20 protein-coding genes are annotated in these 25,634 nt (G+C 35.7%); 2 read left to right on the top strand and 18 right to left on the bottom strand.

The features are described from left to right. Nucleotides 1-147: 147 nt before the first annotated feature. From K9V48_RS13955 to K9V48_RS13930, 6 genes are all read right to left on the bottom strand, one after another. Nucleotides 148-1,140: a zinc-dependent alcohol dehydrogenase family protein gene (locus K9V48_RS13955; RefSeq protein WP_224139585.1), complete on the bottom strand. Its 993-nt coding sequence runs from the start codon at nt 1,138-1,140 to the stop codon at nt 148-150. 381 nt (nt 1,141-1,521) lie between these two features. Continuing rightward, a complete protein-coding gene (locus tag K9V48_RS13950) occupies nt 1,522-2,079 on the bottom strand; it encodes an AAA family ATPase (protein WP_224139584.1) in 558 nt (185 codons plus the stop codon). 360 nt (nt 2,080-2,439) lie between these two features. Then, on the bottom strand, nt 2,440-2,775 hold the full coding sequence (locus K9V48_RS13945; protein WP_224139583.1) for a hypothetical protein: 336 nt from the start codon (nt 2,773-2,775) through the stop codon (nt 2,440-2,442). Between the two features lie 243 nt (nt 2,776-3,018). Then, nucleotides 3,019-4,815, bottom strand: coding sequence for a group II intron reverse transcriptase/maturase (gene ltrA / locus K9V48_RS13940; RefSeq protein WP_224139582.1), 1,797 nt, complete (start codon nt 4,813-4,815; stop codon nt 3,019-3,021). A 729-nt stretch (nt 4,816-5,544) separates the two neighbouring features. Then, entirely contained in the window at nt 5,545-6,738 is a 1,194-nt protein-coding gene (locus K9V48_RS29690) for an ABC transporter permease (RefSeq protein WP_224139581.1), read from the bottom strand. 356 nt (nt 6,739-7,094) lie between these two features. Further along, nucleotides 7,095-7,400, bottom strand: a complete 306-nt coding sequence (locus K9V48_RS13930) for a hypothetical protein (protein WP_224139580.1) — start codon at nt 7,398-7,400, stop codon at nt 7,095-7,097. A gap of 200 nt (nt 7,401-7,600) precedes the next feature. Between K9V48_RS13930 and K9V48_RS13925 the strand changes: the two genes are divergently transcribed. Continuing rightward, nucleotides 7,601-8,077 (top strand): YozF family protein, encoded by a 477-nt coding sequence (locus K9V48_RS13925; RefSeq protein WP_224139579.1) that lies wholly within the window; start codon nt 7,601-7,603, stop codon nt 8,075-8,077. 288 nt (nt 8,078-8,365) lie between these two features. Here K9V48_RS13925 and K9V48_RS13920 read toward each other — a convergent pair whose 3' ends face one another. The 6 genes from K9V48_RS13920 to K9V48_RS13895 all read right to left on the bottom strand — a co-directional run bounded on the left by K9V48_RS13920 (nt 8,366) and on the right by K9V48_RS13895 (nt 14,268). Then, nucleotides 8,366-9,004 carry a hypothetical protein gene (locus K9V48_RS13920; protein ID WP_224139578.1) on the bottom strand — a complete coding sequence of 213 codons (639 nt, stop codon included), beginning with the start codon at nt 9,002-9,004 and terminating at the stop codon, nt 8,366-8,368. 416 nt (nt 9,005-9,420) lie between these two features. After that, on the bottom strand, nt 9,421-9,696 hold the full coding sequence (locus K9V48_RS13915; RefSeq protein ID WP_224139577.1) for a hypothetical protein: 276 nt from the start codon (nt 9,694-9,696) through the stop codon (nt 9,421-9,423). A 534-nt stretch (nt 9,697-10,230) separates the two neighbouring features. Further along, nucleotides 10,231-10,827, bottom strand: coding sequence for a hypothetical protein (locus tag K9V48_RS13910; protein ID WP_308012582.1), 597 nt, complete (start codon nt 10,825-10,827; stop codon nt 10,231-10,233). Between the two features lie 356 nt (nt 10,828-11,183). Beyond that, the gene (locus tag K9V48_RS13905) at nt 11,184-11,807 is read right to left on the bottom strand and encodes a recombinase family protein (protein WP_263432829.1); all 624 of its coding nucleotides are present in this window, start codon (nt 11,805-11,807) and stop codon (nt 11,184-11,186) included. A gap of 186 nt (nt 11,808-11,993) precedes the next feature. Further along, on the bottom strand, nt 11,994-12,830 hold the full coding sequence (locus K9V48_RS13900; protein WP_224139574.1) for an AAA family ATPase: 837 nt from the start codon (nt 12,828-12,830) through the stop codon (nt 11,994-11,996). After that, a complete protein-coding gene (locus K9V48_RS13895; protein ID WP_224139573.1) occupies nt 12,820-14,268 on the bottom strand; it encodes a TnsB C-terminal domain-containing protein in 1,449 nt (482 codons plus the stop codon). The genes K9V48_RS13900 and K9V48_RS13895 overlap by 11 nt, the downstream gene beginning before the upstream one ends. A gap of 173 nt (nt 14,269-14,441) precedes the next feature. Here K9V48_RS13895 and K9V48_RS13890 point away from each other — a divergent pair, with 173 nt between their 5' ends. Continuing rightward, nucleotides 14,442-15,047: a recombinase family protein gene (locus K9V48_RS13890; protein ID WP_031538326.1), complete on the top strand. Its 606-nt coding sequence runs from the start codon at nt 14,442-14,444 to the stop codon at nt 15,045-15,047. Between the two features lie 267 nt (nt 15,048-15,314). On the opposite strand, the gene glsA is transcribed toward K9V48_RS13890, so the two are convergent. The 6 genes from glsA to K9V48_RS13860 form a co-directional block, all read right to left on the bottom strand. Beyond that, nucleotides 15,315-16,244: a glutaminase A gene (glsA, locus tag K9V48_RS13885; RefSeq protein ID WP_224139572.1), complete on the bottom strand. Its 930-nt coding sequence runs from the start codon at nt 16,242-16,244 to the stop codon at nt 15,315-15,317. Nucleotides 16,245-16,311: 67 nt separating this feature from the next. Continuing rightward, complete coding sequence (locus tag K9V48_RS13880; protein ID WP_224139571.1) at nt 16,312-17,721, bottom strand: M20 family metallopeptidase; 1,410 nt, start codon at nt 17,719-17,721, stop codon at nt 16,312-16,314. Next, complete coding sequence (locus K9V48_RS13875) at nt 17,705-18,937, bottom strand: MFS transporter (protein ID WP_224139570.1); 1,233 nt, start codon at nt 18,935-18,937, stop codon at nt 17,705-17,707. The genes K9V48_RS13880 and K9V48_RS13875 overlap by 17 nt, the downstream gene beginning before the upstream one ends. Before the next feature lie 219 nt (nt 18,938-19,156). Beyond that, a complete protein-coding gene (locus K9V48_RS13870; protein WP_224139569.1) occupies nt 19,157-20,464 on the bottom strand; it encodes a helix-turn-helix domain-containing protein in 1,308 nt (435 codons plus the stop codon). A gap of 510 nt (nt 20,465-20,974) precedes the next feature. Continuing rightward, the gene (gene pyc, locus K9V48_RS13865; RefSeq protein WP_224139568.1) at nt 20,975-24,424 is read right to left on the bottom strand and encodes a pyruvate carboxylase; all 3,450 of its coding nucleotides are present in this window, start codon (nt 24,422-24,424) and stop codon (nt 20,975-20,977) included. A gap of 493 nt (nt 24,425-24,917) precedes the next feature. Then, nucleotides 24,918-25,208: a transposase gene (locus K9V48_RS13860; RefSeq protein WP_224139567.1), complete on the bottom strand. Its 291-nt coding sequence runs from the start codon at nt 25,206-25,208 to the stop codon at nt 24,918-24,920. Between the last annotated feature and the right edge of the window lie 426 nt (nt 25,209-25,634).

The following is a 25,634-nucleotide window of genomic DNA, read 5'->3' as shown; positions in this document are numbered from 1 at the left end:
TAACATAAAACAGTGTTATAGGTATTTGAAAAGGATCTTCAATTGAAGATCCTTTTGTGCTGATTGTTCAATTTAAGCGCCCGATTGCTGAAGATTATTGTTTAAACTTCTTTAAAATAAGTACTCTCTACTTGAAGAAGAATTAACTCAATAGCTTGTTAGAAATACTTTTCCTTTTGCTATTTTAGAAGATTCAACAACATCAATAGCCTTTTTTACATCCGACAAGTCATACTTAGAATCTACCATCATCAAACGTAATTTTTTATCAGTTACTAGCCTTATTAAATGATTAAAAGTTTCTTGCCATTTATCTGCCGAGACATTTTTATTCCAATTCCGTAAATGAAATATATTAGCATTCACTTTGGCTTTATTTACAATATCGGCCCAGTTTACTTGTACCCCTGATAAAAGGCCAATAGTTAAAAAATTCCCATTAGGGTGAACACAAAAAGCCAAGTCATTTCCAGATGAACCCCCAACGGAATCAATAGCAGCATCTGCACCCTTTCCATTTGTTAATTCCATAACTGTTTCGTGGAGTGGAAATTTAGAAGTATCTAATACATAAGAAGCACCGAGATGAAGTAAATCTACTGTATATTTATTATTTCTCGTCACTGCAATCAATCGAAAACCTAAAATCTTCGATAATTGAGCAAAAATATGTCCAATAGCAGATCCGCACGCATTAACCAATAAAATATCATTCGGTCTTAATTCTAATACTTCCGTACAAACCACCCATGCTGTAATTGGATTTATATACATCTGTGCTGCTGTAAAATCATCAATAGTATCAGGTATGCAAACTGCATATTCTACTGATGTTTTAACGAACTCTTGCCACGTACCTTCCCCACGTAAAGGTAATACACGTTTACCAATGAGATTTTTAGAAACTAAAGGACCTATTTCTTCTACAATACCTACTCCTTCATAACCCGGAATATTAGGTAAAGAAATTCTGTGAGCATAAGATCCTCTAATCGGTATTAAGTCAGAGGGATTTATTGGGCGAGCTAACATACGTACAAGAACTTCATTATCTTTTGGTGGTTCAATAGCTTTATATTCAACTTTTAGCACATCTTTAGGACTACCGAATTCGTAGAATTTAATACTTTTTGCATCCAAAACTATTAGTCTCCTTAATCAAAGTAAATTTATTTAATTATATCACCTTCAATTAACGACCTTCAGCTTTACTTATTCCATTTAATGGCCATTAAATGGAATAAGGTCCCCCAGAATTACATGAATACTCTATACAAAACTAGTTAACATAATAGTAATTTTCGGAAGTGACAAAAAAGACCATAAAAAAAGCGAACCCCTTGGTACCACAAGGGATTCGCTTTATGCTCAGGAATCATTCTTAATTTATCCTTTATACAGGATTTTATACATCGTTGATGGATCAACGTTTTTGGCCTCTGAAAAAGCCTGGTGGCTGCATAAAAAACGGAGATTTTATGCAATTAAAGCGCCCGATAATTGAAGATTATTCACGTGATTTTATAATTCAAACCTTTTTGATACTATTTCAGCTACTTCTGTAGCACTCAAATTTGTATTATTAATTTTTATGTAGTTCTCATTTTTAATTTCACCTTTATGGGAGTTCAATCTGTATTTTTTCATTGATTCCCTTAGTTCATTCTCCGACCAATCAACGTTTCTTTTGGTAGGTTTATGCTCAAGTCGATGCGGACTTTTATTTCGTTCCAGCCTCTCGTCCATTTCGGCTTCTAATTCAACAAAATAAATAGTGGCACCCTGGGATTCAAAGATTTCACATGTCTGGTCTACGAAGTCCCAATCCTCTTGTTGATCAAAAGCCCACACATATGTAAAGATCAAACCTTCCAGTTCACTCTCAGCCACTGCCTTGAATATTTCTTTTCTAAATAAAGTTGACAACCTCCACATTTCCGGACTAAAGCTGAATAAGGGCTCAAGTAATTCAATGGTCATATGGTTATGAAATAGTTTCAATCCAGTTACTTTAGCTAACTCTTGCCCTACTGTCATTTTACCAACTGCTTGCGGACCAAATATAAGTACAAATTTCATAGACTTCCTCCATTAATGATTTTTTTATTATTCTACCAGTAATTTCAAGTACCCTTTTTGACAAACTTCATACTATCTGAAAAATTTTAGGTTGTTCAGTAAATACATTTCACATTAACATTTTTAATTTGTTTACCTGAAAAAGTTATGCTGTTAAATGGCCCGTTCGGAACATTTCATAATTCTATAAATGAACTATCAAGCCCCAAAAACCGTTGTTCTTCTAATGATAATTTTTAGCATAATAAAAATCGTGCTAAACTTCTACTATTTGCACAATATGTTATTCAAGTATTTGTCCCGATTCATTAAGAAAAGCACATTTCAGAAATGCGCCCGACCGTAATAATGACTTGCATTTTATTTGTTAGCGTGCTCGGCTTCAATTTCCTCACTCAACTTAGGAAATTGTTTCTTAAAAGATTTTACTATCTTTGTAGTTTTACTAAATGTATATATTTTTACCTCGTCATAAGGAATCCATATTTCTCTATTCTGAATCTGATCATATAGAGCCGATATAACTGTATCCCGGTGTTCAGGAGGGAGTTTCCTTGTCGTACGTCTTTCTTTCATCTTATCGTGGTAAAGTTTATAAAGTTCCGTTGCAATCCAATCCTTTTGACTATTTTTCAATTGTGAAAAACGTTTGTTTGTTTGAAGAAGCTTTCCATTTACCTTTATATGATTTTTCATCAAGAACCATCCTTTAAATCTTACTTAACTTATCCTTTACGATTTCAACATAATTGTTATTATCTCACTTTACTAGAAAATGCGTCTCCACTTATTGCAAAAATGTTAGCAATAGGTAAACCTTTGAAGTTATCTCCAGTTTTTCCCCTGCTCCACACCGAACGTGCCAGTTTCCCAGCATTCGGCGCTCCATCTATCGATGTATACTAGATTATAAGTTCTTCGTTACTTTTTGACGTGAGATTATTCTACCGTTTCAAGCCCACATACCATTCGGTATTGATTTAGTTTCTTTATCATTGAAGCTGTTAAATCAAATTTCTGTATCTCTGACGAGATGATTTCAGTATTTTTACGATGTATTAGCCGATGTATATCTTTATGTAGGATTCTTAGGTTATTGAACTTGTCCGTTCCTCCAAGATATATTGGTGTATAATGATGGCAGTGAACTTCCTCAGCGGTTAAAGTCCAACCTGTGATTTCGCATTTACCCATTTTCATACTGAAACGGCTAATGCGGTTATCCATGTATTCAACCGTTCTTCCGGGAAGATTTGCCTTCATAAGTGTGCCGATTTCAAGGCTGACATTCGGCTTTAGTTTATCGTAAATTCTCTTTCTGCCTTCCTCCGTATATAGAGAAAGCTTTCGGCTGAAGTTCATGGCATTTACAGTTCTAACGTCTCCAATCGGAAATAGGTGAACCCCTGCGATTTCAAACGTTTTCACTTTCGTGCTATAGAACTTTTTATACGTCGAGTTTGGATTAATTGGATGTCCATATTTCCCTACAGGACGAAGGCGGTTATACAGAAAGGCTTTTAGTTCGTAGGCGAGACGTGAGAACTCTAGGTTGACATGAGTAGCTCGGTTAAAGTAATTGTGAATCCCTAATACAAAACTGTTGAAGCATAATGCATTTTGAGTGGTAGGCGATTTCTTAATCCTTAGGATATGAAGTTTAGCCTGTTCTTTTAATGTCTTTTGTTTTTTCTTTTTGATGCCCGTATGGGCAACTCGTTTGTTTCTCTTTGCATTCGCTTTAATCGTAAAACCCAAGAACTCGGATTCTCTCTTTCGCAAATTCACGATTTGCGATTTTTCCGGTGAAATATCTAGTCGTAAACGTTCTTTGAGGTATCGCCTGACCGCATGGTACCACTTTTGAGCTATTTTCCCATCTCTACAGAGGATTTTAAAATCATCTGCGTAACGTACGAGATACCCTTCTTTGAGGCTTGTACGTTTCTTGGCGAGCGTTTCCCCGACTCTCGATTTAAAGTTTTTCGATAGAGGGAAGTACTCCCATTGATCAGCTACCCATTGGTCTAAGTCGTTTAATACAATGTTCGATAATAGGGTTGATAATAATCCGCCCTGTGGAACGCCTTTAGACGGCACTCCTTCTGTGTCAATCTCGGCTTTCAGCATTTTAGATATGCAAGTAAGTACTTTTCTATCCTGAATGCCTAAATTCCACAGTTGTTTGATGAGAAGTGTGTGATTCACATTATCAAAGAAACCCTTAATATCGATATCGACTACATAGTGCAGCTGAGCATGGTTGATAAGAGACTGAATTCTAGCCATAGCATGATGGGCAGACCTTAGCGGTCTGAAGCCATAACTATGATTATAGAAATGGGCTTCGGCAATCGGCTCAAGAACTTGTTTAAAGCACTGTTGAATAATCCGGTCAATCATACACGGGATTCCAAGGGGTCTAAATTGACCGTTTTCCTTTTCTATCCACTTTCTTCTGACTTTCTTAGGTTGATAGTTTTCCAGTTTTGTTTGGATTGTTTTCACCAATTCATTTTCCGAAAGCTCTTTGATGTCATTGATGGTTTTTCCATCTGTACCTGGTGTTTTGGAACCTTTGTTCGATTTGATTGTACGAAAAGCCAAGAGAATGTTTTCTCTTGATACGATGATGTCGTAAAGACGACTAAACGTAGCCTTAGTACTAGCTTTTTCGTATAAGTCCGTGAAAGTTTCCGTCATATTGTAGTAATCCCAATATCTTAAAGTTGACACTGTGGCATCCCTCCTAATAAGTGATGTTCCCACATTCCTACCCGATCGGTGTCATTCACGTGAAGAAAATAATCGTTCTAAATCGTTAGACTTGGGGCTGTTCCTCCATTCCCATTACAGAAATCTCCTAGGTCGTACCCCTACCTTCACAAGAGCAAATGCATTTCGGTTTTCACCTTATAGCAAACGTTTCGGATGACAGTCCTCATTTCAACGTCTCTTGCTTCCCAAGTCCCTTACAACGTAGCTATCTGTTCTAGACGTAGGTGTTTCCTGTAAGCCTGCGAGCTTGATACCGCCATTGTTCGGTATAGCATATTTCAGAGGGCGCAATTTTACTTTACACCACTCGCCCCATCGTAGGATGGGCCATAGCTTTACACTATGTTCAATCTTTAGACCCGTACATTCGGAAATTTGTCAGTTCCGTTAGAGTGGAACATTCTCACCGTATCTAGTTTTTCAGCCATCCGGCATATCAGTTAACATACCTTCTCCATAGGAGTGGCTCTAGCCTTCCTTCTGCCGACTTTACCTGAGCTTCGTACCACATAAACTGTCATTCATGAAGCACGCAGGAGTCTCAATGGGATAGTTTCCGAAAACATGGTTTCATCATTCCTATCCTCCGTTGTAAAGTTGAAATTTACTTTATGAATTTCCTGTGTTTTCATGCCGAAGGCATTTATCACAGAACTTGTCGCGCGCGCCCGATAGTTGAATAAGACGCTATTCTTTTAAAGCACTTCCTGAGACATTGACCCTCCTTGATACAAAGAAATACACGAATACATAAACAAATAAACTTCCAATTACAAGATAGTATATTTTGGCAGTAGCAGTATAAATGAACATAGCGAAATATAGAATAAATAATTGTGCATATAAAATAACCAAGACAAACTTTAAGAAAGAATTATTTATCTGGGATTTAGAAATAGGATAAAGTAATACACTTTGTTTAATTTCATGTTGTAAAGGAATTACTTGAAATCCAGTCATAAATAAAATTAGGAGATTAAAAATCCAACCACTTGTTGGCATAGCATAATTAACAAATATGCCAATTACAGTTAGTCTTAAATAAAGGTAAAAGTAATCATTATATCTTACAAACAAGTGTAAGTATAAATATACGAATGTACTACTCTGACTATATGGGATACACCTTTTCACAATCATAGTGAGCAAACGTCTATTCCGAAAAGAACGTTTAAGATTAGGGACATCCGTGAAAAAATTAATAAATTTAAAGTTTCTTAATAAGGCACTTTCTTCTTCAACTATTAGCCACTGCCAATTCAGATTTCTTTTTTCACCTATAAAATAAATTAAATAGACGAAATTTATACTCATTAAAACAAGCTCAAAAACCCAGTCATTTTTAAACAAAAAGTAACACATTAAATATATTGAAAAAAACCTATTTAACCTATGTAACACAAATTGTACATGGTTCTTTAACCATTGTTCAGTCCACTTCATTAAAATGTTATAAGAAACAATCCCCACCATTAAAAAGAAGACTGGAAGACTTATATTAGTTTTGTGTAAAAATAGGGATAATAAAATGGTAATTAAACTAAGCAATTTAATAAAATCAATAACAAAACTATATACAAGTGATTTCATAAAATACGAGTTTAATTTCACTTCTAATGGCAACAAAAAAATTATATCTGCCCTTTTAATAAATGTACGAACTTTTGTCTGTATTAAAATGAAGGTTACAAATAGTGACAAGATTACTTCAACAGATATTTGAGGAGGTATCCACTGAAGAAATAAATTAAAATAATAAATAAAGATACTACTAATGATAAGAAAAAAATAAACAACATTCGCTCCAATTATTGAATAGTACCTGAACATTTTTCCATAAAATTCCTGAACCCTTAAACCCCATAATGTTTTTATATCCATAAATATACCCAGACTTTCATGAATTTTTCTAAAAACATAGGATGCATCAACTATTTCATCTATCCTCACTGCAATGTATGAATTGCTCTGCCCTGAATTCATTTCCTAATGTGAATCATATATCTTAAAGTTCTTCCACAAACCTGCTTACATTAGTTAACGTACATTGTTTCGTAACCCACACCAAAATTAACATAAATTACTATTTTTATTTATAAATGTTATTTAATTAAGTGGCCCGATTCTGCAATACTGGGCGCAGATCCTTATTCAATAGGTGCGCCCGATAGTTGAAGATCTAAAGCTATTCAAACTGGTTCTTTCTTAATGAAATTTGCACCAGTAAGTAAGTGCAGTTAGTTCAATAAAGTTTTAACGGTATTTAATAGTAATTGAAGTTTTTTCACTCCAATTTTCAACATTGTTTTAACGGATTTTTTTACCGAAGGTTGGTTTAGTATAGCAACTACAATTAGAGTAACTAAGGCATAACAAGTTATTTTCACCCCAGAAAAATGCGCTGTAAAACCACCATCACGAATCTCAGTTACTTCACGAATACTCCACCAACTCCTTGGGTCAGCGAATGCAGAAGAACCTAAAAATAACACCGAAAACAAAACTACAAAGTGAAAGTATAATTTTTTAATAATGCCAACCAAATTAATCAACTCCTTTTCTGTGTAAATTCAACTTCAAACCTAAATTATCCTCCCTTTAACAAAGTACTTATCTGGCCTCAAAATGATAAAAACACTTATCCTTGTTTATGGGAAGCACCTGATTGCAAAAAAATTGAATTGGTCCTTACATTATTTTTAATACCAAGAGGATACTATTACTAAAAAAGGGAGGTATTTTTATGAGAAAAGTGATGTTTATTTTATTAGTTTCTCTTTATTTTACTGTTCCTACCCACGCTTTAACTTTTGATACATTACCAGTTAAGCAAACTAGTGAACAGTGGTCAGTAAAAGTTGGAGAAGCTGAAGAAACTAAAGATGGGGCAAAGCCTGAAAAAGGTAAATTTCATACATATTCATTGAGAATCAATAACATCGGTGAAGATGTAAATTCAGTTGAAGTGAATATATACAGAAATGAGCCAGGTTCAACAACGAAATATTCCCTTGTTGGTTGTCCTGATGAAAAAGATTGCCATCCAAACCGTTATGAAGAAGCGATGGGTTTAGCAAGACAATTAAACAAAGATAATCCTTATTTATTTAGAAATTTCCTTTTAGCAGAAAAAGCAACAGAATTAGAAGTGGAGATCGTTTGGACTTCAAAAGAACATCCTGGCAGACCATTGAAAGAAACATTTGTGTTTAAAGAGTAATGAATTAAACCACGTATTATTAGTGGTTTTTTCTTTTTTTTACCTAGATACTAATAATCCTTATTAAACAATCTGTCCCTAAAACGGAAAAGGAGCGCCAATTCCTCTGGAATAGCGCCCGATTGCGGAATATTGAAAATGCAAAAATAACTTCTCAGTAATTTTACTAAAGCTCCCCTTTAATACAATAAGGAATTTCTAATAATTAATTAAAATGATTATCGAATATATCACCAATTAAGTAAAAAACTATTCGTATTTATTTCATTTTATCTCTTGAATTTGCCCTTACTTTAAAGTCATACCCCATTCTCTTTCCCAACTACGTAATAAAACATATCGCTGTATTCCCTTTGTTTTCGAAAGAGCGTTGCGTGCATGACTAAATGCATCTTCTTTCCGATTCTCTTTAACCAAAAGTTCTGTTGTTAATGCTTCCTGCATCCACATTTTCGGATTTTGTTTAATATATGACCGAGCACCTTCAAAGTCATTAATCAAAATCGAACGGGCTGCTTGGTAATAAAGAGTAAAAGCTGACTTTCTCATGTTGTTTAAGATCTTTTCCATTTCTTCTGGTCGTTCGTGAAAATAAGCATGAATTAATTGGTGCTGCTTTTTTACACTAGTCAGATGAAAACCTTGATTGATTTTTCTAAAGGACTCGTCTACATCTTTTTCAATTCCATTAGCAATTCCATAATAAAATCTATAAAAAGGATTCTTTTTATTTTTTAAAAGAAGTTGTTCTATTTTTTTTACATCACCTATTCCCCAATATAATCGGAATATCGGATATATAAGGAAGTACGCAATAATGATAATGACAAAAAAGGAAACAAGAGGTTCAGGAAAGTCTAAAAAGCCCCCTATAAAGGAAATTACTAATCCAAAAATCATCGCATATACAAATGATAACCAATTCATTTTTTCTCCTTTTAATTATTATGTCTTTTCTTACTATACAGCTCCTAATATTGAGAATGATCTGTCGTAACTGATCGTAATGTTTCTTCAACTCTTGCACCCGTTAGCTCAATAAGAAAACCGCCTCTTGTTGAAGGAATACATTTTATAACGGTTAATTTTTATTTTTGTTTAATATATTTAAAGTAAAAAATAAGTTAACAATTCCTAATATCACAAGGATTCTTGAAACATTTAAATTATCTATAAAACTCAACAAAAAGACCCCAGTTAGAATAATGATACTTAATGAAATGCTTAAACTTAGCTTTTTATTTATATCAATCTCCCCCTCAACTAAATTTTATTATACACCACCATATTTTCAGGATAATTAACTAAACTGCCTTCGTTAGCTCAACAAGCAAGGAATCAATCTAAGAAAAATAAACCCATACAGCGAAAGCACCGATTACAACTGGAATAAGTGATGATAGTATAAGGATGATTTTCGCAATAATGTAGGATTTACTTGCTATTTTGTGAAAAAGAATCATATCTTGTTCTTCCCAAGAAGCATAGGTATCATTTCTTATCCACTTCCACTTCTTAATTTCCTTCCAATGCTCCTCTTCCGTGTATTTTAACAAGACTAATATGAAAAAGATTAACCCTGGAATTAAAAACAACAATCCAACAACCAAAGCATCCATTTTTCTCAATTCCTTCTTATAATTTCACTTTTCTATACGTTTTCCAATTCAATAATGTTTCAATCCTCCTTCAATTAACCACTTGTAAGCGATTGATACATTTGAACACTTTCGCTAACTTTAAGTGAACACTCTACTGGAAATTAGAACGAGCATATTGTCACTTTACTTGGAGCCTCTACGCGCAAGATTAGTAGCCAAGAAGCCACATTACCCCAAAGGATCTGGCTCAGCCAGAATAGGCTATCATGCCCGCCTCTCCAAGTAAAGTGCACGTCTTTCCTGGAAAAAAGTGTTCACGCTTATTAAGCAAAGACTGTTCACTTCTAATGAGCGTTTACACCACTTTAGTTGAAGAAGAAAAAAGGCTGCCGTAGCAACCCATTTTCTTCTTCAACTCTTGCACCCGTTTAAGTACAATGCTTCACAATTTCTTCTACACCTTAATATAAATCCAATCCCTAATAATTGTTGTTCAAGAATCCCGTACAATACAAAAAGACGCCTTCTTATTTAAGAAAAGCGCCCGAAAGCTTAATAAGAACCCACAAAGTACCAGTTTTCATTTAACTTTTCTATTTGTTTAAAATCTCCATCAAAATCACTTTGATTTGGCTTTTTATCATTAGGTGAGTATACGAACCCAGAGAAATTGTCTAATATTCCGCGGTATGTGAAGAACAAAACCAAATCACCGTTTTTTTCAATAACAATTTCTCCACCACCCTTAGATAATTGGTCGTATTTTTCGGGTAATTGGATGAGTGATGAATCGTATGAAACATTAGGTTTCAAAGTACCGTTTTTCACCATTTCAACTACTTCTTCTCTTTCTGATTTATTTAATTTGAAGTCCAAATCTAACATAACTTGAGTAAAAGGAAAGAACAGCCACAATAAGATAGTTAATAACTGGATGGTGAATGGCTTCCAATCCTTATTTTTATATAAATTGATAATGGTCTTTACTGTAATGAAAATAAAAAATCCAAATATCACCAACCAAATAGGCAGCATTAAAAATTCAGTTATTATATCAATCAAATACCATTGAAAAAATGCAATTAAAATAACCAATATACTACTTGCTAACGCCAAGTATAAAAGTCGATTACGTTTCAAGTTTTTCACTCTCTCATATTTTTTACAATCTTCCCTATATCTTAGCATAAATATCCGGTTTTCATATTGCCTGTTATTCAAGATAATGGCCCGATCGGAAGATCAGTATAACAAAAGCATCATAAGCTAAAATCGAAAAATAACTTTTTCTTCAAAAATTTCATGTGAATTACATAAAAAAGAGAGATTTCCCAAAAAAGCATGCTTGAGAATCGCTCTACAACAAAATAAAAAACTATAAAGCCTTATAATTCCTCATTCGATTCAAAACTCAGAAGGTCCTAATCTTAACCTAAAGGTAAAAAGCAGGGTTAACCCTGCGAAAAGTCTTCAGGCTGGTTTGCATACAATAAAATTAAACTTGTTTAAGAAGAACGTTTGGGATTAAGTAGTTCGTATTCATTTACTTTTTTATAAAAAGTTGACTTTTTCATCCCAACAAAATCCATAAATTCTATAGCCTTTATTTGACCATTTTTCCATTGAAGATAAAGTTCATCCCATTCTTCGGGAAGGGTTTTTAAAGGTCGTCCAAATTTTGTTCCTTTCTTCTTTGCTTCTTCAATTCCTTCAGCTTGTCGCACACGAATATCAGAACGTTCCTTTTCTGAAAATGCAGTAAGGATTACAAGTACAGCTTGCTGGATTGCTTTTAATATTACATCATCACTTTCACTATTTGTGTTAATCATAGGTTCCTTTATAAATTCTAAGTTGATGCCATTATCAACAAACCATCTATATTCTTTTAAGGTATCATCCATACTACGTCCCATTCGAGTAATGGAATCAAACACAATCGTATCCCCTTCCCTTAAACGACTAGGATCTTTTAAAGCTTGGTATTGAGGTCGATCAAAATTTTTCCCACTTTGCTTATCTATGTAAATATCTCTCTCATTAACTTCTGCATCTAACATGTTTTTTATCTGCCTTGCTTCATTTTGGTCTTTACTGGAAATCCTTACATAACCGAAACGTTTCTTCAAAACTCTCACCCTTTAAAAGTACTTTATATAAAAAAAACGTCCAAAAAAGTATATTACTTTTTATGAACGTCTATAAAATTATATATGATTATGGACTGTGACTTTAAGAGATAAATTGCACACTTTTTAAACACTAAATTGCACTAAAAATGGGTAGTCAAATTTTGTACTGACTACCCATTTTGCTTAATCGTTCGATCCAATGACTAAAATGTCCCGTGCTGTTTCTATTACTTCTGTTGTTATTTTTTCTAGTCTATTGATCTCCATAATTCGTTCAATTTGTGAAAATAAACGTTGAATTAATCTAAAGTTTCCTCCAGTGATTTTGATGATAGTATTAAATGCTTCATAATCAGAAAAAGATTCATATTTTATAGACGTCCCCAACTCTTGCCATTTGAATTCTAAAATATACTTCATTTCAGTCGGGGTTAACTTTTTGAATTCATGAATGAATCCAACTCTTGAGTATAACTGAGGGTAACGTGATAAACGTTTTTCGATTCCTGGCATGCCAATAAGAACCATGCCAATGCTATGTTGATCATAAATATCACGTATAATTTCTAAAGTTTGAAGCTTTAAACGATCAACTTCATCAACTATAAGTAAGTTAACAGCTTCATATCTCCTTCCTTTTTTAAATGATTTTATCCAATCATTTTCAAGGTTATCTCTTTTAGCGACATATCCATCTTTTCCATATTGAAGATACTCTGCTAACTTATTTATTTGAACATAGATTTGGGATGGTCGCATTACAGGCGCTGTATAGAAGATAGTATGACAGGTTAATATCCTATCATCTTCAATATTTTGGCCTTGATCCGCAAAAGCCTTGCTTTCCGTGATTTTTTCATATACATAATCCCAGTTTGCATAATGTCTTGCTGAAATGGTTTTTCCAACGCCTGGGGGACCCTGACAAATTCCAATATACTTGTACTTTGCACAAGAATCACAGAATTCAGCAAAGCGCTTATATTCTTTTGTTTCAATAAATACAGGATTATTCCTCATGATAATACCTCTTCAAATTCGTCTTTTTCGGTGAATTTTCTGCAACGGATCTTGGATATTCAGCATCTTTTTCAGCTTTTAAACTTTCAACAACGGATTTTGTGTGGATTACTTGTTTCTTCAATTTACGCTTTTGTTTATTTCGTGCTGCTTCAATTTCTTTTAGACCAATTGAATAACCATCTATTGACGATGAAATCGCAGTACATAAAAATTCACCGTTGAAGAAAACTCGTATTTCTGCAATGTCTCTTGGGTCATATCTTATCACCATATTTTCACCAACAAAGGCTGAAAGATTTGTATGCATATATTTTAGCCCCATAAAGTGTATGCCATCAGAATGAACTTTTCTTGGTTTTGCTGGAGTCAGCAGTAATAAATCCAACTCATCTAAACTATTCGGCATATTCGGTAAGAATCCGAATTCATTCCACATTTTAATGGGTTCCTTTTTTGTAGTTCCATGTGTACGATGGTGGTAAGTATTCAAAATAAAACTAGTGAATTTCTCGGTGAATTCAGAAATGGTCAATAGTTTGGTCGTTTTTTTATTTTTGATATAACCTGGCAGGTCCTGAAGAAACATAGTGTTAATAGATTGAAAGAATCGTTCAATTTTTCCTCGTCCCCTTGGAACTCCTACTCTAGAAAATGATAAGTTCATGTGAATGTCTGCAGAAACTTGTTCCATATGCTTAGACGTATAGTCACTTCCATGGTCTGTATAAAAAGTTTCAGGAATTCCGCAAATTGGCCAATTTTTATTTTCTTTACGCCAAATCGCTTTTCTTAGAGTTAAAGCAGTTCTCAAGGTATCTGGTGACTTAAAGTCAATAAAGAATCCAGCAACTGCTCGACTGTAATCGTCAAGGATAACTGTTAGCCAAGGGCGCTCGGGCTTTCCCTTTTCATTCAATACTTCAATATCAAGCATTGTGTGGTCAGCTTGCCAAATCTCATTTGGATAATTTGCTTCACGTAAATAGACAAGATCAAATTCATCGGCATATTCTTTTGTTCCATCATGAGCTAACTTCGTTATATTTTGAGGAATTGTCTTAGTAATTGATCGAACTTGATGGTAACTAGGAGATGGTAAATCATTTTCTTCACACCAAGCTAGTGTTCTTCGGTAAATGGAGGTAAGTGAAATACCTTTGTTGGACAAGTATATTTTTTTTACTTGTTCTTGGATTGCTAGCTCAACTTTCAATTTGCTCTTATCAATTCTCTCCAGTCGAACCAGTCCTCTTAAACCTAGTTCTCGATATTTCTGAATCCAATAACGTAAAGTGCGAATTGAAATATTTTCCTCATCACTAATTTTTTCTAAAGATTCCGACTTTTGTAAGTATGGATAAATAATTAAATATTTTCTATGCGCTTCCTCTAGTTGTATTTCGGTACATTGAGTCAAAGAATTTATTTCTTGCATCGTCTTTTACCACTTCCTTTTTTTGGATTACTGTCCATTGTTTCATATTTTTTACTCAATGTCTATTTAGGGTAAACCTTAAACAAACACTCAAGCATTATTGTTAAGATTAGGTTTTGAGTGTATGATTAGGGTGTCTATTAAATGGATTTGCAAAAGGAGAAAATTACGAAATGAAAGTTGCTTATGCTAGAGTTTCTACTGAAGATCAAAATTTGGAACGGCAAATTGAAAACTTGAAAAGTTTTGGCGCAGAAAAAATATTTACAGAGAAGAAATCTGGTGCTGCAGTAAATAATCGAGAGCAATTCCAAAAAGCTCTTGATTTTGTTCGTGAAGGAGATTATTTCATGGTTGAAGCGATTGATCGACTAGGAAGGAACTACAATGAGATTATTGAAACGGTTACTACTTTAAAAAATAAAAATGCAGGTTTGATCGTGACGAGTATGCCTATCTTAGCTGAAGCGATTGGAAACCCATTGTTGGACCGATTTATGAAAGATTTGATTGTTCAGATTTTGGCAATGGTTGCAGAAATGGAACGGACAGAAAGTAAACGTCGTCAAGCCCAAGGTATAAAAATTGCGAAAGAAAAAGGAGTTTACAAAGGGCGTCCGTTACTTTATTCGCCTAATGCAAAGAATCCACAAAAGCGATTAGTCTATCAAGAAGTCGTAAGAATGTTAAAATCCGGAACCCCAATTAAGCAAATCGCAGAAAAGAATGCCATTACTCGATCAACTGTTTATAGGATAAAAAAGGAACTCGCCGAATAAAAATCTTCGGATTCTTAAACTATTTAATAGTAGGCATAGTGTCAGGAAAACCGTACATTTACAATATTAGGGAAATTAAAATATAAAAAAGCCTAATTTCTCGGTTTTGTAAGTGAGAAATTAGGCTTTAGTTATTCATGAAAAGCGCCCGATAGTTGAAGAACGAATATTAAATATTAGTACCAGATAGCCTTCACATTTATTTATGTTACGGTTCCCCGCACGAACTATAACCGCTATTTATACAATCATATCCTACTCTACCTTTTAAAAAATACTTAAATCATAAGTCTGCGAAAGTTTTTCAATAAATTTCATGCCAGCAACGCTATTACCTATATCATCGATTCCCGGACTATAAACACCAATACCTAATTTTCCTTCAAGGTGCTCTACTTTACCGTTCGATACTGTACATAAAACACCGCCTGATACACCACTTTTCATTGGAATACCAATGGAAGCAGCATACTTTCCTGAAGCATTATAAAGTCCACAAGTCGTCATTAAAGCTTTAGTTACTTTTGCTGTTTTAGGTGTTATAAACTTTTCGTTTGTTAATGGATGCACGCCATTCCCTGCAAGCATAAGCCCTATTTTTGCAAGATCCTTTGTCGAAACCTCGAGTGAGCATAAACGGGTATAAGTCTCTACCGCTTCCTCTACATCACAAAGCAAATAATCATTTGCCTTTAAATAATAAGCGATTGCCCGGTTCCGATGGGTTGTTTCAATTTCGGAACGATAAACGGCCTCATTTATTTGATGAGGACTATCTGTAATACGATTTAAAAAGTCCACAACATAATCTATTCGATCCTTCACTGATTCCCCAGGTAACATTGAAGCAACAGTTATAGCGCCTGCATTAATCATCGGATTAAATGGTTTTCCCGGCGCAGTGCTTTCTAGACGAATAATCGAATTAAAAGGGTCTCCAGTGGGTTCTACATCTACTTTATCCAGTACAAATTGTAATCCATGGTATTCGCAGGCAACTATAAAATTAATGACCTTTGAAATACTTTGTAGAGTAAATTGTGGCTCTATATTCCCAACCTCAAAGTAATTTCCATTTTGATCAACTATACATGCAGCAAATTGCTCTACAGATTGAAGGGCTAATTCTGGAATGTAAGATGCAGGCTTTCCTCTCTTCGTATATGTTTTCGCTTCATTTGTAATTTCCATTAACATCCTGCATACCTCTCTTTACGGCACGAAAGAGATGAACCAATAAAGGTAACATCTTTTTCAAATTTCTTTATTCTTCTGGAATTAGAGAAACGTACTTTTCATCTTTTAAACGAGTCTTTAACTCCTGTTTTGCTTCTTCAATAATGGTTGGATTTTCCATACAAGTAATCGCAGTACGAGCCATAATATCCGCCGCATAAAGCATTCCCTTATGTGCAATCGGCGTATTACCTACAGCTACTACTTGCCAAGTATGGAGTGGTGTACCAAGTACCAAACAAGCTGTTGTACATTGTACTGTTGGTGTTTTCCAGCTTACATCTGCAACGTCTGTTGAACCATACAAAGCCATCTCTGGCGATAATGGTGATACAAGCTCGCATAGGCGCTTGTTGCCTATTAATTCCTTTTGCTCAGGAGACATATTCATATAAGCTGTAGCCTTACTTTCATCATCCAATGCCTGATAAATTTGCTCAGCAAAAGCAAAGTCCTCTTCACTAAATTGAAGAGCTGGAGCTTCATCAAACTGCTGCTGCATCACTTTGGCAAGCGTTGTATTTGGAATTAAATCCGATGCTGCCCCCTCAAAATGTTCCAAAAATGTTGTTTCTGTCATTAAGGCCGCACCTTGAGCAATTTTTTGAACACGCTTATGGATATCTACTACTTGCTGTTTCTTTGGCGCCCGAATTAAATAAGAAACCTCTGCATATGGCTGAACTACATTGGGGGATGTACCACCACTATTAACTACAGCATAATGGATGCGTGCCTCTTGGATAACATGTTCACGCAGGTAGTTTACACCAACATTCATTAACTCCACTGCATCTAAAGCACTGCGCCCTAAATGAGGGGCAGCAGCTGCATGAGCACTCTTTCCTGTAAATTTAAAAGTCGCTGCATAGTTCGCTAGTGACGTTATATTCCAAGCTGTATTGTTTGTCATTGGATGCCAAGTAATAGCCATATCCACATCATCAAACACACCATACTTTGCCATGTAGGCTTTACCAGATCCGTTTTCTTCGGCTGGACAACCATAAAATCGAATGGTGAACGGTGCATTTGTTTTTTCAACATATTCTTTCGCTGCTACTGCTGCTGCAAATGCACCTGTGCCTAGTAAATTGTGTCCACAGCCATGCCCATTCCCATTCTCTTCAATTGGCGAATATTCCGCCTTCCCGCCTTCTTGACTTAAAAATGGCAAGGCATCATATTCACCTAAAAATGCAATAACAGTTGAACCACTGCCAAAGCTGCCCATAATCGCCGTTTCAAGATTTGCTACATTTTTTTCAACTGCAAATCCTTCAGCTTTTAATGCTTCCTCCATTACTGAAGCCGCATATTTTTCTTTAAAATGCAATTCCGGTTTTGCCCAGATTTTATCACTGATTGTTGTAAACGTTTTCTTTTTCTCTTGAAGAAAATCGGTTACATTAAAAAATAAATTATGCAATGTACTCATGCTCAGCCTCCTTATTACCTTGACCTTTTGGAGAGATTGTTAAAATCGCACCTACACAAATAATCGAAATTACTACTAACAGCCACATTGCAGCATTATATGAACCATTAAATGAATCAACCATGAATCCTATTAAGGTAGGTGTAACAAATCCTGCCAATTGTCCCCCAGTGTTTGCCATACCCATAGCTGTTCCTGCATAATCTGAAGGAATTCTCTTTAACACAAATGATGGTAATAATAACATAACAAAAGTCAATAACAATATTACGATACTTTGGTATGTGATAAATAATGCAATCGATTCTGCATTAAACATTAAAAATAGGAATCCAGCTAAAACCAGTGCACATATAGCACCAATAAACTTATTTACTTTCAAATCTAATTTGTCGATTAGATAACCGAATATCAACATTGCAATAATCTGAATGGCACCGGGAATCATTTGTAGCCATCCAATGGAGACTAAATCAAGCCCACGTACATCTGACAAATATTTGGGCATCCAAGAATTTAAACCCCAGTTCACCGCATAAATGGTAAAGTAAGAAACTACTAAACTCCACATTAATGGCTTTTTAAATAAAATGCCTAAAATCGCTTTTACCTGAGGCCCTTTAACAGACTCTTTTGCTACTTCATCCTTCGGTACATACTTCCAATATAGGAATGCAATAATTACCCCCAAGGAACCAGCAATAACAAAGAATGCGCGCCAACCAATAGTTACCAATAACGCAGCTGAAATAATGGGTACAAGCATCGCCATAATCCCACTAGATGTAAGCATGATAGACATTGCTTTACTTCGCTCATTCACAGGGAAAGACGTTGAAATAATCTTTGAAGCTGAAGGTTGGAAACCGCCCTCACCAATTCCGAATAAGAAACGAATGACCACCATCACACTTAATGTCCATGCAACTGCTGTTAAGCCTGTAAATATGGACCATACAATCACCGCTATTAATAAAACCCGTTTTGCTCCGAATTTATCAGCCAATAAACCCCCAGGCAATTGCATTAAGGCATATCCTAAGAAGAATGAACTTAAAATTAAACCTGTTTCCGTAGCTGACAAGGAAAGATCCTTACCAATATGCACAACCGCATAATTCATTAAATAACGGTCTAGATTCCCTAATGCCCAACCAAAGAAAAGTAATACTATTAGCGTTTTGCGAACCTTTTTCTCAAGAATTTTTTCTGACATAAATGCCCTCCTTATCGTAATTTAACGAAATTTTCGTTTAATATACGTGAATTATATGTTAAATTATGAAGGCTTTCAATAAATTTTTTTAGGTTTCAGAAAATTGGCAAATGGTTAATGGAACGTTTTGGAATAAATTGTTGATATGACTGCAAAAAAAAAGCATTTTTCTAGCTAAAAGATAGAATATGCTTTTCTTGCATTAATAAACTAACATTATTATTTGCATAATTTGTATAATTTTGCAGGACGTCCCCGTGAATTGCGACTTTCCTCCCCACAATATTCAATCAGTTCTACCATCGTTAATTCTGAAATGATTCGCTGCGCATTCCGTTCTGTCATGTTTAACTCTTTTGCTAACATTTTTGCACTAAATGCCTCAACTTTTAACTCGTTCATAATTGCCTCGATTTTTGCAAACATTTTCCCACTGATGGACGTCTCTTGCAGTTGTTCAATTAACTTTTTATCTTGAACACGACTTGTATACGAAATTTGCGATGACCCTTGGACAATTTCTGTCATAGCCCCGTCCTCCTGCATCACAACAATCCCTTGCGTCCCCTTCTCCATTAAATGCTGCATGGCATGATGCGCATAATTTTCCGCATAATAAACCGTAGAGGCATGACCAATACCAACAACAACCGGCTGTTCTGTTTCAGCGGACAAACGATCAATCATTTCAAATATCGCATTAATATTTCGTTCAACAATCCCCCGCGAACTGAAAATGACAAAGCGGCCATTGCTTTCTTCAATTAGGTATCCATCAATTTTTTCGCAAATTTGCAGAACAATCTTTTTCATATTTAGCTGTAAAAAATGGATTCCATAGCCATTTTGATTCGCCATTTTTATAAAATCAAAATTTTTAATTTGTACAACTAAAGTAGTGGTTTGCGTTTCCTTATAATAAAATGTTTGGATTTTTTCGCTAAATAGCTGAAGCGTGTGATAAATAGCCTGAGAATGCGGACTAACCAAACAAACAGGAATTCCCATTTCCTTTAATTTTTCTTCGACTGTCGGATAAACCGTAATGACACTATCTATTTTTTGTTCCTTCCAGAGCGCCATATGATGTTCAATAATTTCGGCGATGGATGTTTTAGCCATAAATCGTTTAATATATACATGGTCTAAAATTTTATCTAAATCTATTATTTCATCAAAAAAACTTTCCTCTGGAACATGTAGTGTATCAATACTAACATTTTTCGCCAACCTTCCAATTTCATGGCTTATTTCTAATACACCCCGATAAAACATATCCCCTGTAATAAAAATATACTCCATTCTATCCTTTGAAAAATGCTTTGATTGTTGTGCGATCTTATAAGGCATATAGCCTGAAAATAACCAAAAATCGACGTTACTATGATGCTTTTCTAGTATATCTGTTGTTTCATTTACAATATTATATGGATATCCGACAAAGGATAGATTTGATTCAAATTCCTTTGCATGGTGTAACATTCTTTCAACTGAGCGCGCAGGTCCTACAATACCAACCTTATACATAGGTGATTTTCACTCCCCAATTTAATTAGATGAGTTCTCTTATTAATAATAATGCATTTTTGATGATTGGGTAAGTATAGCTAACTTATATATTGGAGTATGAAGGGTATTAACTCATACTAGGCCGTAAAAAAGCCATCATAAAATACTGATGTGAATATTTATCCAAAAAACCGCATCTATTTATGATACGGTTCACAAGTATTATCCTAAACTACATCCTCGACAATCTGGCCCGATTACGGAAGAAAAAAATCATGCATATCAATACAAGATTTTTAATCAAACCTTTTTCAAAACGGTACAACTTTATTAATAACGGTTAAACTTTGTTTTAAATACACACCAAATGGGTAGTCAGTACAAAATCTGACTACCCATTTTGAATGCAATTTAGCGTTTAAAAAGTGTGCAATTTATCTCTTAAAGTCACATTATGGACTATAATGTTATAGTTTTTTATTAGTCTATAAAAGTGTACTTTTACGAACAGGTAAATTCTTTGATTAATTAATTTATAAGTTCAATAAGTAAATCACCTGGTTGGATGGCCTCTCCACTTAACACGTGAATATCTTTTACGATTCCATCAAATGAGGCTTGAATGGTGGTCTCCATCTTCATGGCTTCTGTAATAATCAAATGGTCCCCTTTCGATACCTTCTCTCCCTTTTGAACTAATACTTTGATGACAGTACCGGGCATGGTAGCACCTAGATGATTGGAATTGGTTGGATCTGCTTTTAATCTGGATATGGCGGTTGTCTTAATGCTTTCATCTGTAATGGTTACTTCACGAGATTGACCGTTTAATTCAAAATACATCGTACGCGTACCGTCTGGTTGGGCCTGTCCAATTGAGACAAGCTTGACCATCAACGTTTTCCCTTTTTCAATTTCTATCTCGTTTTCTTCACCAAGACGCATCCCGTATAAAAAAGTAGGAGTATCTAACACTGATATATTTCCATATTGTTGGACAATTTTCTGATAGTCCATAAACACTTTTGGATATAACGCATAACTAATAGCTTCATGGCTCGTAACAGGACGGTTAAGCGTATGGTATAAGTTCTCTTTTATATCTTGGAAATCCACTTCCTCCAATAGTTCTCCAGGACGAACAGTGAAGGGTTCTTTTCCTTTGAGAATAATTCGTTGGAGTTCTTTGGGAAAGCCTTCATAAGGCTGACCTAAATACCCTTCAAACAATTCAATCACCGAATCCGGGAAATTCAGTGTTTCACCGCGCTTGTAAACATCTTCTTCCGTCAAGTTGTTTTGCACCATATAAAGAGCCATATCACCGACTACTTTTGAAGATGGGGTCACTTTGACGAGATCTCCAAATAAGTGATTAACTCTGGAATACATATCTTTTACTTCATCCCAGCGATCTCCTAATCCCACTGCTTTTGCCTGTTGCTGCAGATTACTGTATTGGCCACCAGGCATTTCGTGCACATAGACCTCTGTATGAGGAGCATTCATTCCACTCTCAAAAGGTTGGTAGTATGGACGAACATCCTCCCAATAAGAAGAAAGCTGCTCCAAGCCACGAATATCGATATTTGGCTTACGATCATGGCCTTCCAACGCATAATACAGAGAGTTGGCACTTGGCTGGGAGGTTAATCCCGCCATGGAACTGACAGCGACATCAACAATATCTACACCTGCTTCAATCGCCTTTGCGTACATGAGAATCCCGTTTCCGCTTGTATCGTGGCTGTGCAAATGAATCGGAATATCCACGGCTTCCTTTAAGGTGGAGATTAACTCATAAGCTGCCTGCGGCTTTAATAATCCAGCCATGTCCTTAATGCCTAAAATATGAGCACCCGATGCTTCCAGCTCTTTAGCCAGTTGCTTATAGTAATCCAAGTCATATTTTCTTCTCGTCGGATCTAAAATATCTCCTGTATAACACATGGTGGCTTCGGCGACTTTTCCGCTTTCTCTGACCGTATCAATCGCTAGTGTCATGCCTTGCACCCAATTCAAACTGTCAAAAATACGGAATACATCAATATCAGCTTCTGCTGATTCTTTTACAAATGCTTTAATCACATTATCCGGATAGTTTTGATACCCAACTGCATTGGAAGATCGAAGAAGCATTTGGAATAATACATTTGGCATCTTCTTGCGTAATTGCAACAAACGATCCCAAGGATCTTCACTTAAGAAGCGATACGCTACATCAAATGTGGCACCTCCCCACATTTCTGCCGAGAAAAGATTAGGGATTAAGCGTGCTGTTGGTTCTGCAATCTGTTCTAAATCACGAGTCCGTATGCGAGTGGCCAATAAGGATTGATGAGCATCACGGAAAGTTGTGTCGGTTAACAACACTTCTTTTTGTTCCTTGATCCACTTAACAACGCCGTCAGCACCTTCTGTATCTAAGATTTGTTTAGTACCAGTTGGAACAGGTTCCGAGTATGTTAACTTAGGTAGAGAAGGCTTCTTAAATACAGGCTTCTTCTTTTGGCTAATGCCCGGGAAACCATTCACTGTAACATTTCCGATATACGTCAGCATTTTGGTACCGCGATCCTTACTTTTTGGAAACAGAAATAATTCTGGTGTCGTATCAATAAAAGACGTGTCATAGTCACCGTTTAAAAACTTTTCATGCTTGACGACATTTTCGAGGAAGGGAATGTTTGTTTTGATTCCACGAATACGAAATTCACGAAGGTTGCGCAACATTTTTGAAGCCGCTTTCTCAAACGTGTTAGCCGATGTAGTAACTTTTACGAGCAATGAATCATAATAAGGGGTAATGACAGCCCCTTGAAACCCATTTCCAGCATCCAGGCGAACCCCAAACCCGCCACCTGAACGATAAGCCATAATTTTCCCTGTATCCGGCATAAAATTGTTTAATGGATCTTCTGTCGTCACGCGAGATTGAATCGCATAACCATTGATCTGGATGTCTTCTTGGGCTGGAATACCTATCGCATTACTGTGCAAAGAGTACCCATCCGCAATTAAAATTTGCGACTGAACGATATCAATACCCGTAATCATTTCGGTAATCGTATGTTCAACCTGGATGCGTGGATTCACTTCAATGAAATAAAACTCATCTCCTGATACAAGGAATTCAACGGTTCCAGCATTTCGATATCCGACGTTTTTCATTAAATGAACAGCTGCCTCACAAATTCGCCTACGCAAGCTTTCAGATAAGGAAACACTTGGTGCGATTTCCACCACTTTTTGATAACGGCGCTGGATTGAACAATCACGCTCATATAAATGGACAATGTTTCCCTCTTGATCTCCTAAAATCTGTACTTCAATGTGTTTTGGATTTTCAACGAACTTTTCTACATAAACCTCATCATTGCCGAATGCTGCCTTTGCTTCAGATTTCGCACGTTCATAGGATTCCATTAATTCATCGGTACTGCGTACGATACGCATCCCACGGCCACCTCCGCCCAGCGCGGCTTTAATCATAATAGGGTAACCATAGTCTCGACCGAACGTTTCCACTTCTTCCTGACTTGAAATCGGTCCATCGCTTCCTGGGATGATCGAAATATTGGCTTGAATAGCTTGATGGCGGGCTTTTACTTTATCACCAAATATTTCAAGGTGCTTGGATTCTGGTCCAATAAAAAGAATACCTTCTTCTTCACAGCGTTTAGCAAATTGAATGTTTTCTGACAAAAATCCATACCCTGGATGAATAGCATCTACCCCATGCGTTTTAGCCAGTTCAATGATTCCTTCAATATCTAAATAGGCTTCAACTGGCTTTTTTCCTTTTCCGATTAAATATGCTTCATCGGCTTTATAGCGATGAAAAGATCCTGCATCTTCATTTGAGTAAATGGCTACCGTACGAATATTTAGTTCTGTACATGCGCGAAAAATACGAATGGCAATTTCTCCTCGGTTTGCCACTAATACTTTGTTAATTTTTCTTGTAATTAAACTCATACTTAATCTATCCCTTCATATAATAAAGATTAGCTAGAATATAGTTTATTAAAGCGAAGCCATAGAATAATTATAAATGCAACATACAAACTGCTGTTATTACAACCAGTTCTCCATATACGCTACCCGTGGCATCATATATTGCACCAATTGCATAAGGGCCTACAACCCCACCAAAATTTTCAATTGAATTAATCGCTACAATCCTGCTTCTGCAGATGTACCTGTAAAAAAAAGAGGTGGCAATCCTACAAAGCGTTTAAGGAATGTAGGATTTAATCAGTAAGGTACTAACAAACAAATTTTATAACTATTAAACTCGTTACGACGGGCTTTTCTCTGCCTTCGGGATCTGTAAATTGCACGACACGGTGACGCTTCTCTGTTTGTTTTTGCGTTGTTCCCAGTGTGCAGGTAAAATCAGCGGTCACATTCGAATCCATGGTACGACAACCTTTGAGTGACTTTTTACAGTTCATTTGGATGTTGTCTTTTAAACGCAAGACAAAATGTTGTTTTCTTGTAAATAGCGATCGACCTTCTCGATAGAAAAATAGGCACGATCACAAACAAGAATGAAGCGTGCGTCTTCTAAATTTTCGCGGACTGGACCATCATGTTTCAAACCCGTTGTTTCCACGACTTGAAGTGGCATTGCTGTTTCATTTGTGAAGCTCACGTGCAATTTAATGCCTGAACGTTCTCCATGATAAATAGCCCATCGTAAGCGCGTTTTCCCAACAGTAATCGTTGTGGAATCAATCGAAAGAAGTGTTTTGGGCATCTTCAATATTCGGCGTGAAGCACGATTTAACTTGCCAACAACGACTTCAAAAATACGCTTTACAATGCCATAATTCAGTGTTTTCAGATGTTTTGAATGAGTGTAAAAATCGCGCTATGCTTGTTCAAGAGAGATTCCTCATTTCGTAAAATGCTGTTGTGGTGACTACTATTTCACATGAGAATCTCTCTTTTTCATGCAATTTTATTCGTAGAAATTAGATAATCAACACGCATGAACTTCTCTAATGTTTTTCATTATATATAAATGACTAGCATGCTCCCGCATGTTAATTTATGGTTTTACTGCAAATTTCGCCTTTGCTTCGATCCGTCTGCGGTGCAATATCGGCTCTGTATATCCACTTGGCTGATCATAACCTTTAAATACTAGATCGCAAGCTGCTTGGAATGCTACAGAGTTATC

Source organism: Metabacillus rhizolycopersici (genome assembly GCF_020075705.1).
Note: the sequence above shows the minus strand (reverse complement) of the source record. Positions and strands in the feature narration are given on the sequence as shown.

Excerpts from the sequence above, each read along its gene's own strand:
- K9V48_RS13895 (WP_224139573.1), bottom strand. The coding sequence starts at position 14,268 with ATGCAAGAAATAAATTCTTTGACTCAATGTACCGAAATACAACTAGAG.
- K9V48_RS13880 (WP_224139571.1), bottom strand. The coding sequence starts at position 17,721 with ATGAGTACATTGCATAATTTATTTTTTAATGTAACCGATTTTCTTCAA.
- pyc (WP_224139568.1), bottom strand. The coding sequence starts at position 24,424 with ATGAGTTTAATTACAAGAAAAATTAACAAAGTATTAGTGGCAAACCGA.
- K9V48_RS13890 (WP_031538326.1), top strand. The coding sequence starts at position 14,442 with ATGAAAGTTGCTTATGCTAGAGTTTCTACTGAAGATCAAAATTTGGAA.
- glsA (WP_224139572.1), bottom strand. The coding sequence starts at position 16,244 with ATGTTAATGGAAATTACAAATGAAGCGAAAACATATACGAAGAGAGGA.
- K9V48_RS13860 (WP_224139567.1), bottom strand. The coding sequence starts at position 25,208 with ATGCCCAAAACACTTCTTTCGATTGATTCCACAACGATTACTGTTGGG.
- K9V48_RS13920 (WP_224139578.1), bottom strand. The coding sequence starts at position 9,004 with ATGAATTGGTTATCATTTGTATATGCGATGATTTTTGGATTAGTAATT.
- K9V48_RS29690 (WP_224139581.1), bottom strand. The coding sequence starts at position 6,738 with ATGGATATAAAAACATTATGGGGTTTAAGGGTTCAGGAATTTTATGGA.
- K9V48_RS13915 (WP_224139577.1), bottom strand. The coding sequence starts at position 9,696 with ATGGATGCTTTGGTTGTTGGATTGTTGTTTTTAATTCCAGGGTTAATC.
- K9V48_RS13900 (WP_224139574.1), bottom strand. The coding sequence starts at position 12,830 with ATGAGGAATAATCCTGTATTTATTGAAACAAAAGAATATAAGCGCTTT.
- K9V48_RS13925 (WP_224139579.1), top strand. The coding sequence starts at position 7,601 with ATGAGAAAAGTGATGTTTATTTTATTAGTTTCTCTTTATTTTACTGTT.
- K9V48_RS13875 (WP_224139570.1), bottom strand. The coding sequence starts at position 18,937 with ATGTCAGAAAAAATTCTTGAGAAAAAGGTTCGCAAAACGCTAATAGTA.
- K9V48_RS13950 (WP_224139584.1), bottom strand. The coding sequence starts at position 2,079 with ATGAAATTTGTACTTATATTTGGTCCGCAAGCAGTTGGTAAAATGACA.
- K9V48_RS13870 (WP_224139569.1), bottom strand. The coding sequence starts at position 20,464 with ATGTATAAGGTTGGTATTGTAGGACCTGCGCGCTCAGTTGAAAGAATG.
- K9V48_RS13945 (WP_224139583.1), bottom strand. The coding sequence starts at position 2,775 with ATGAAAAATCATATAAAGGTAAATGGAAAGCTTCTTCAAACAAACAAA.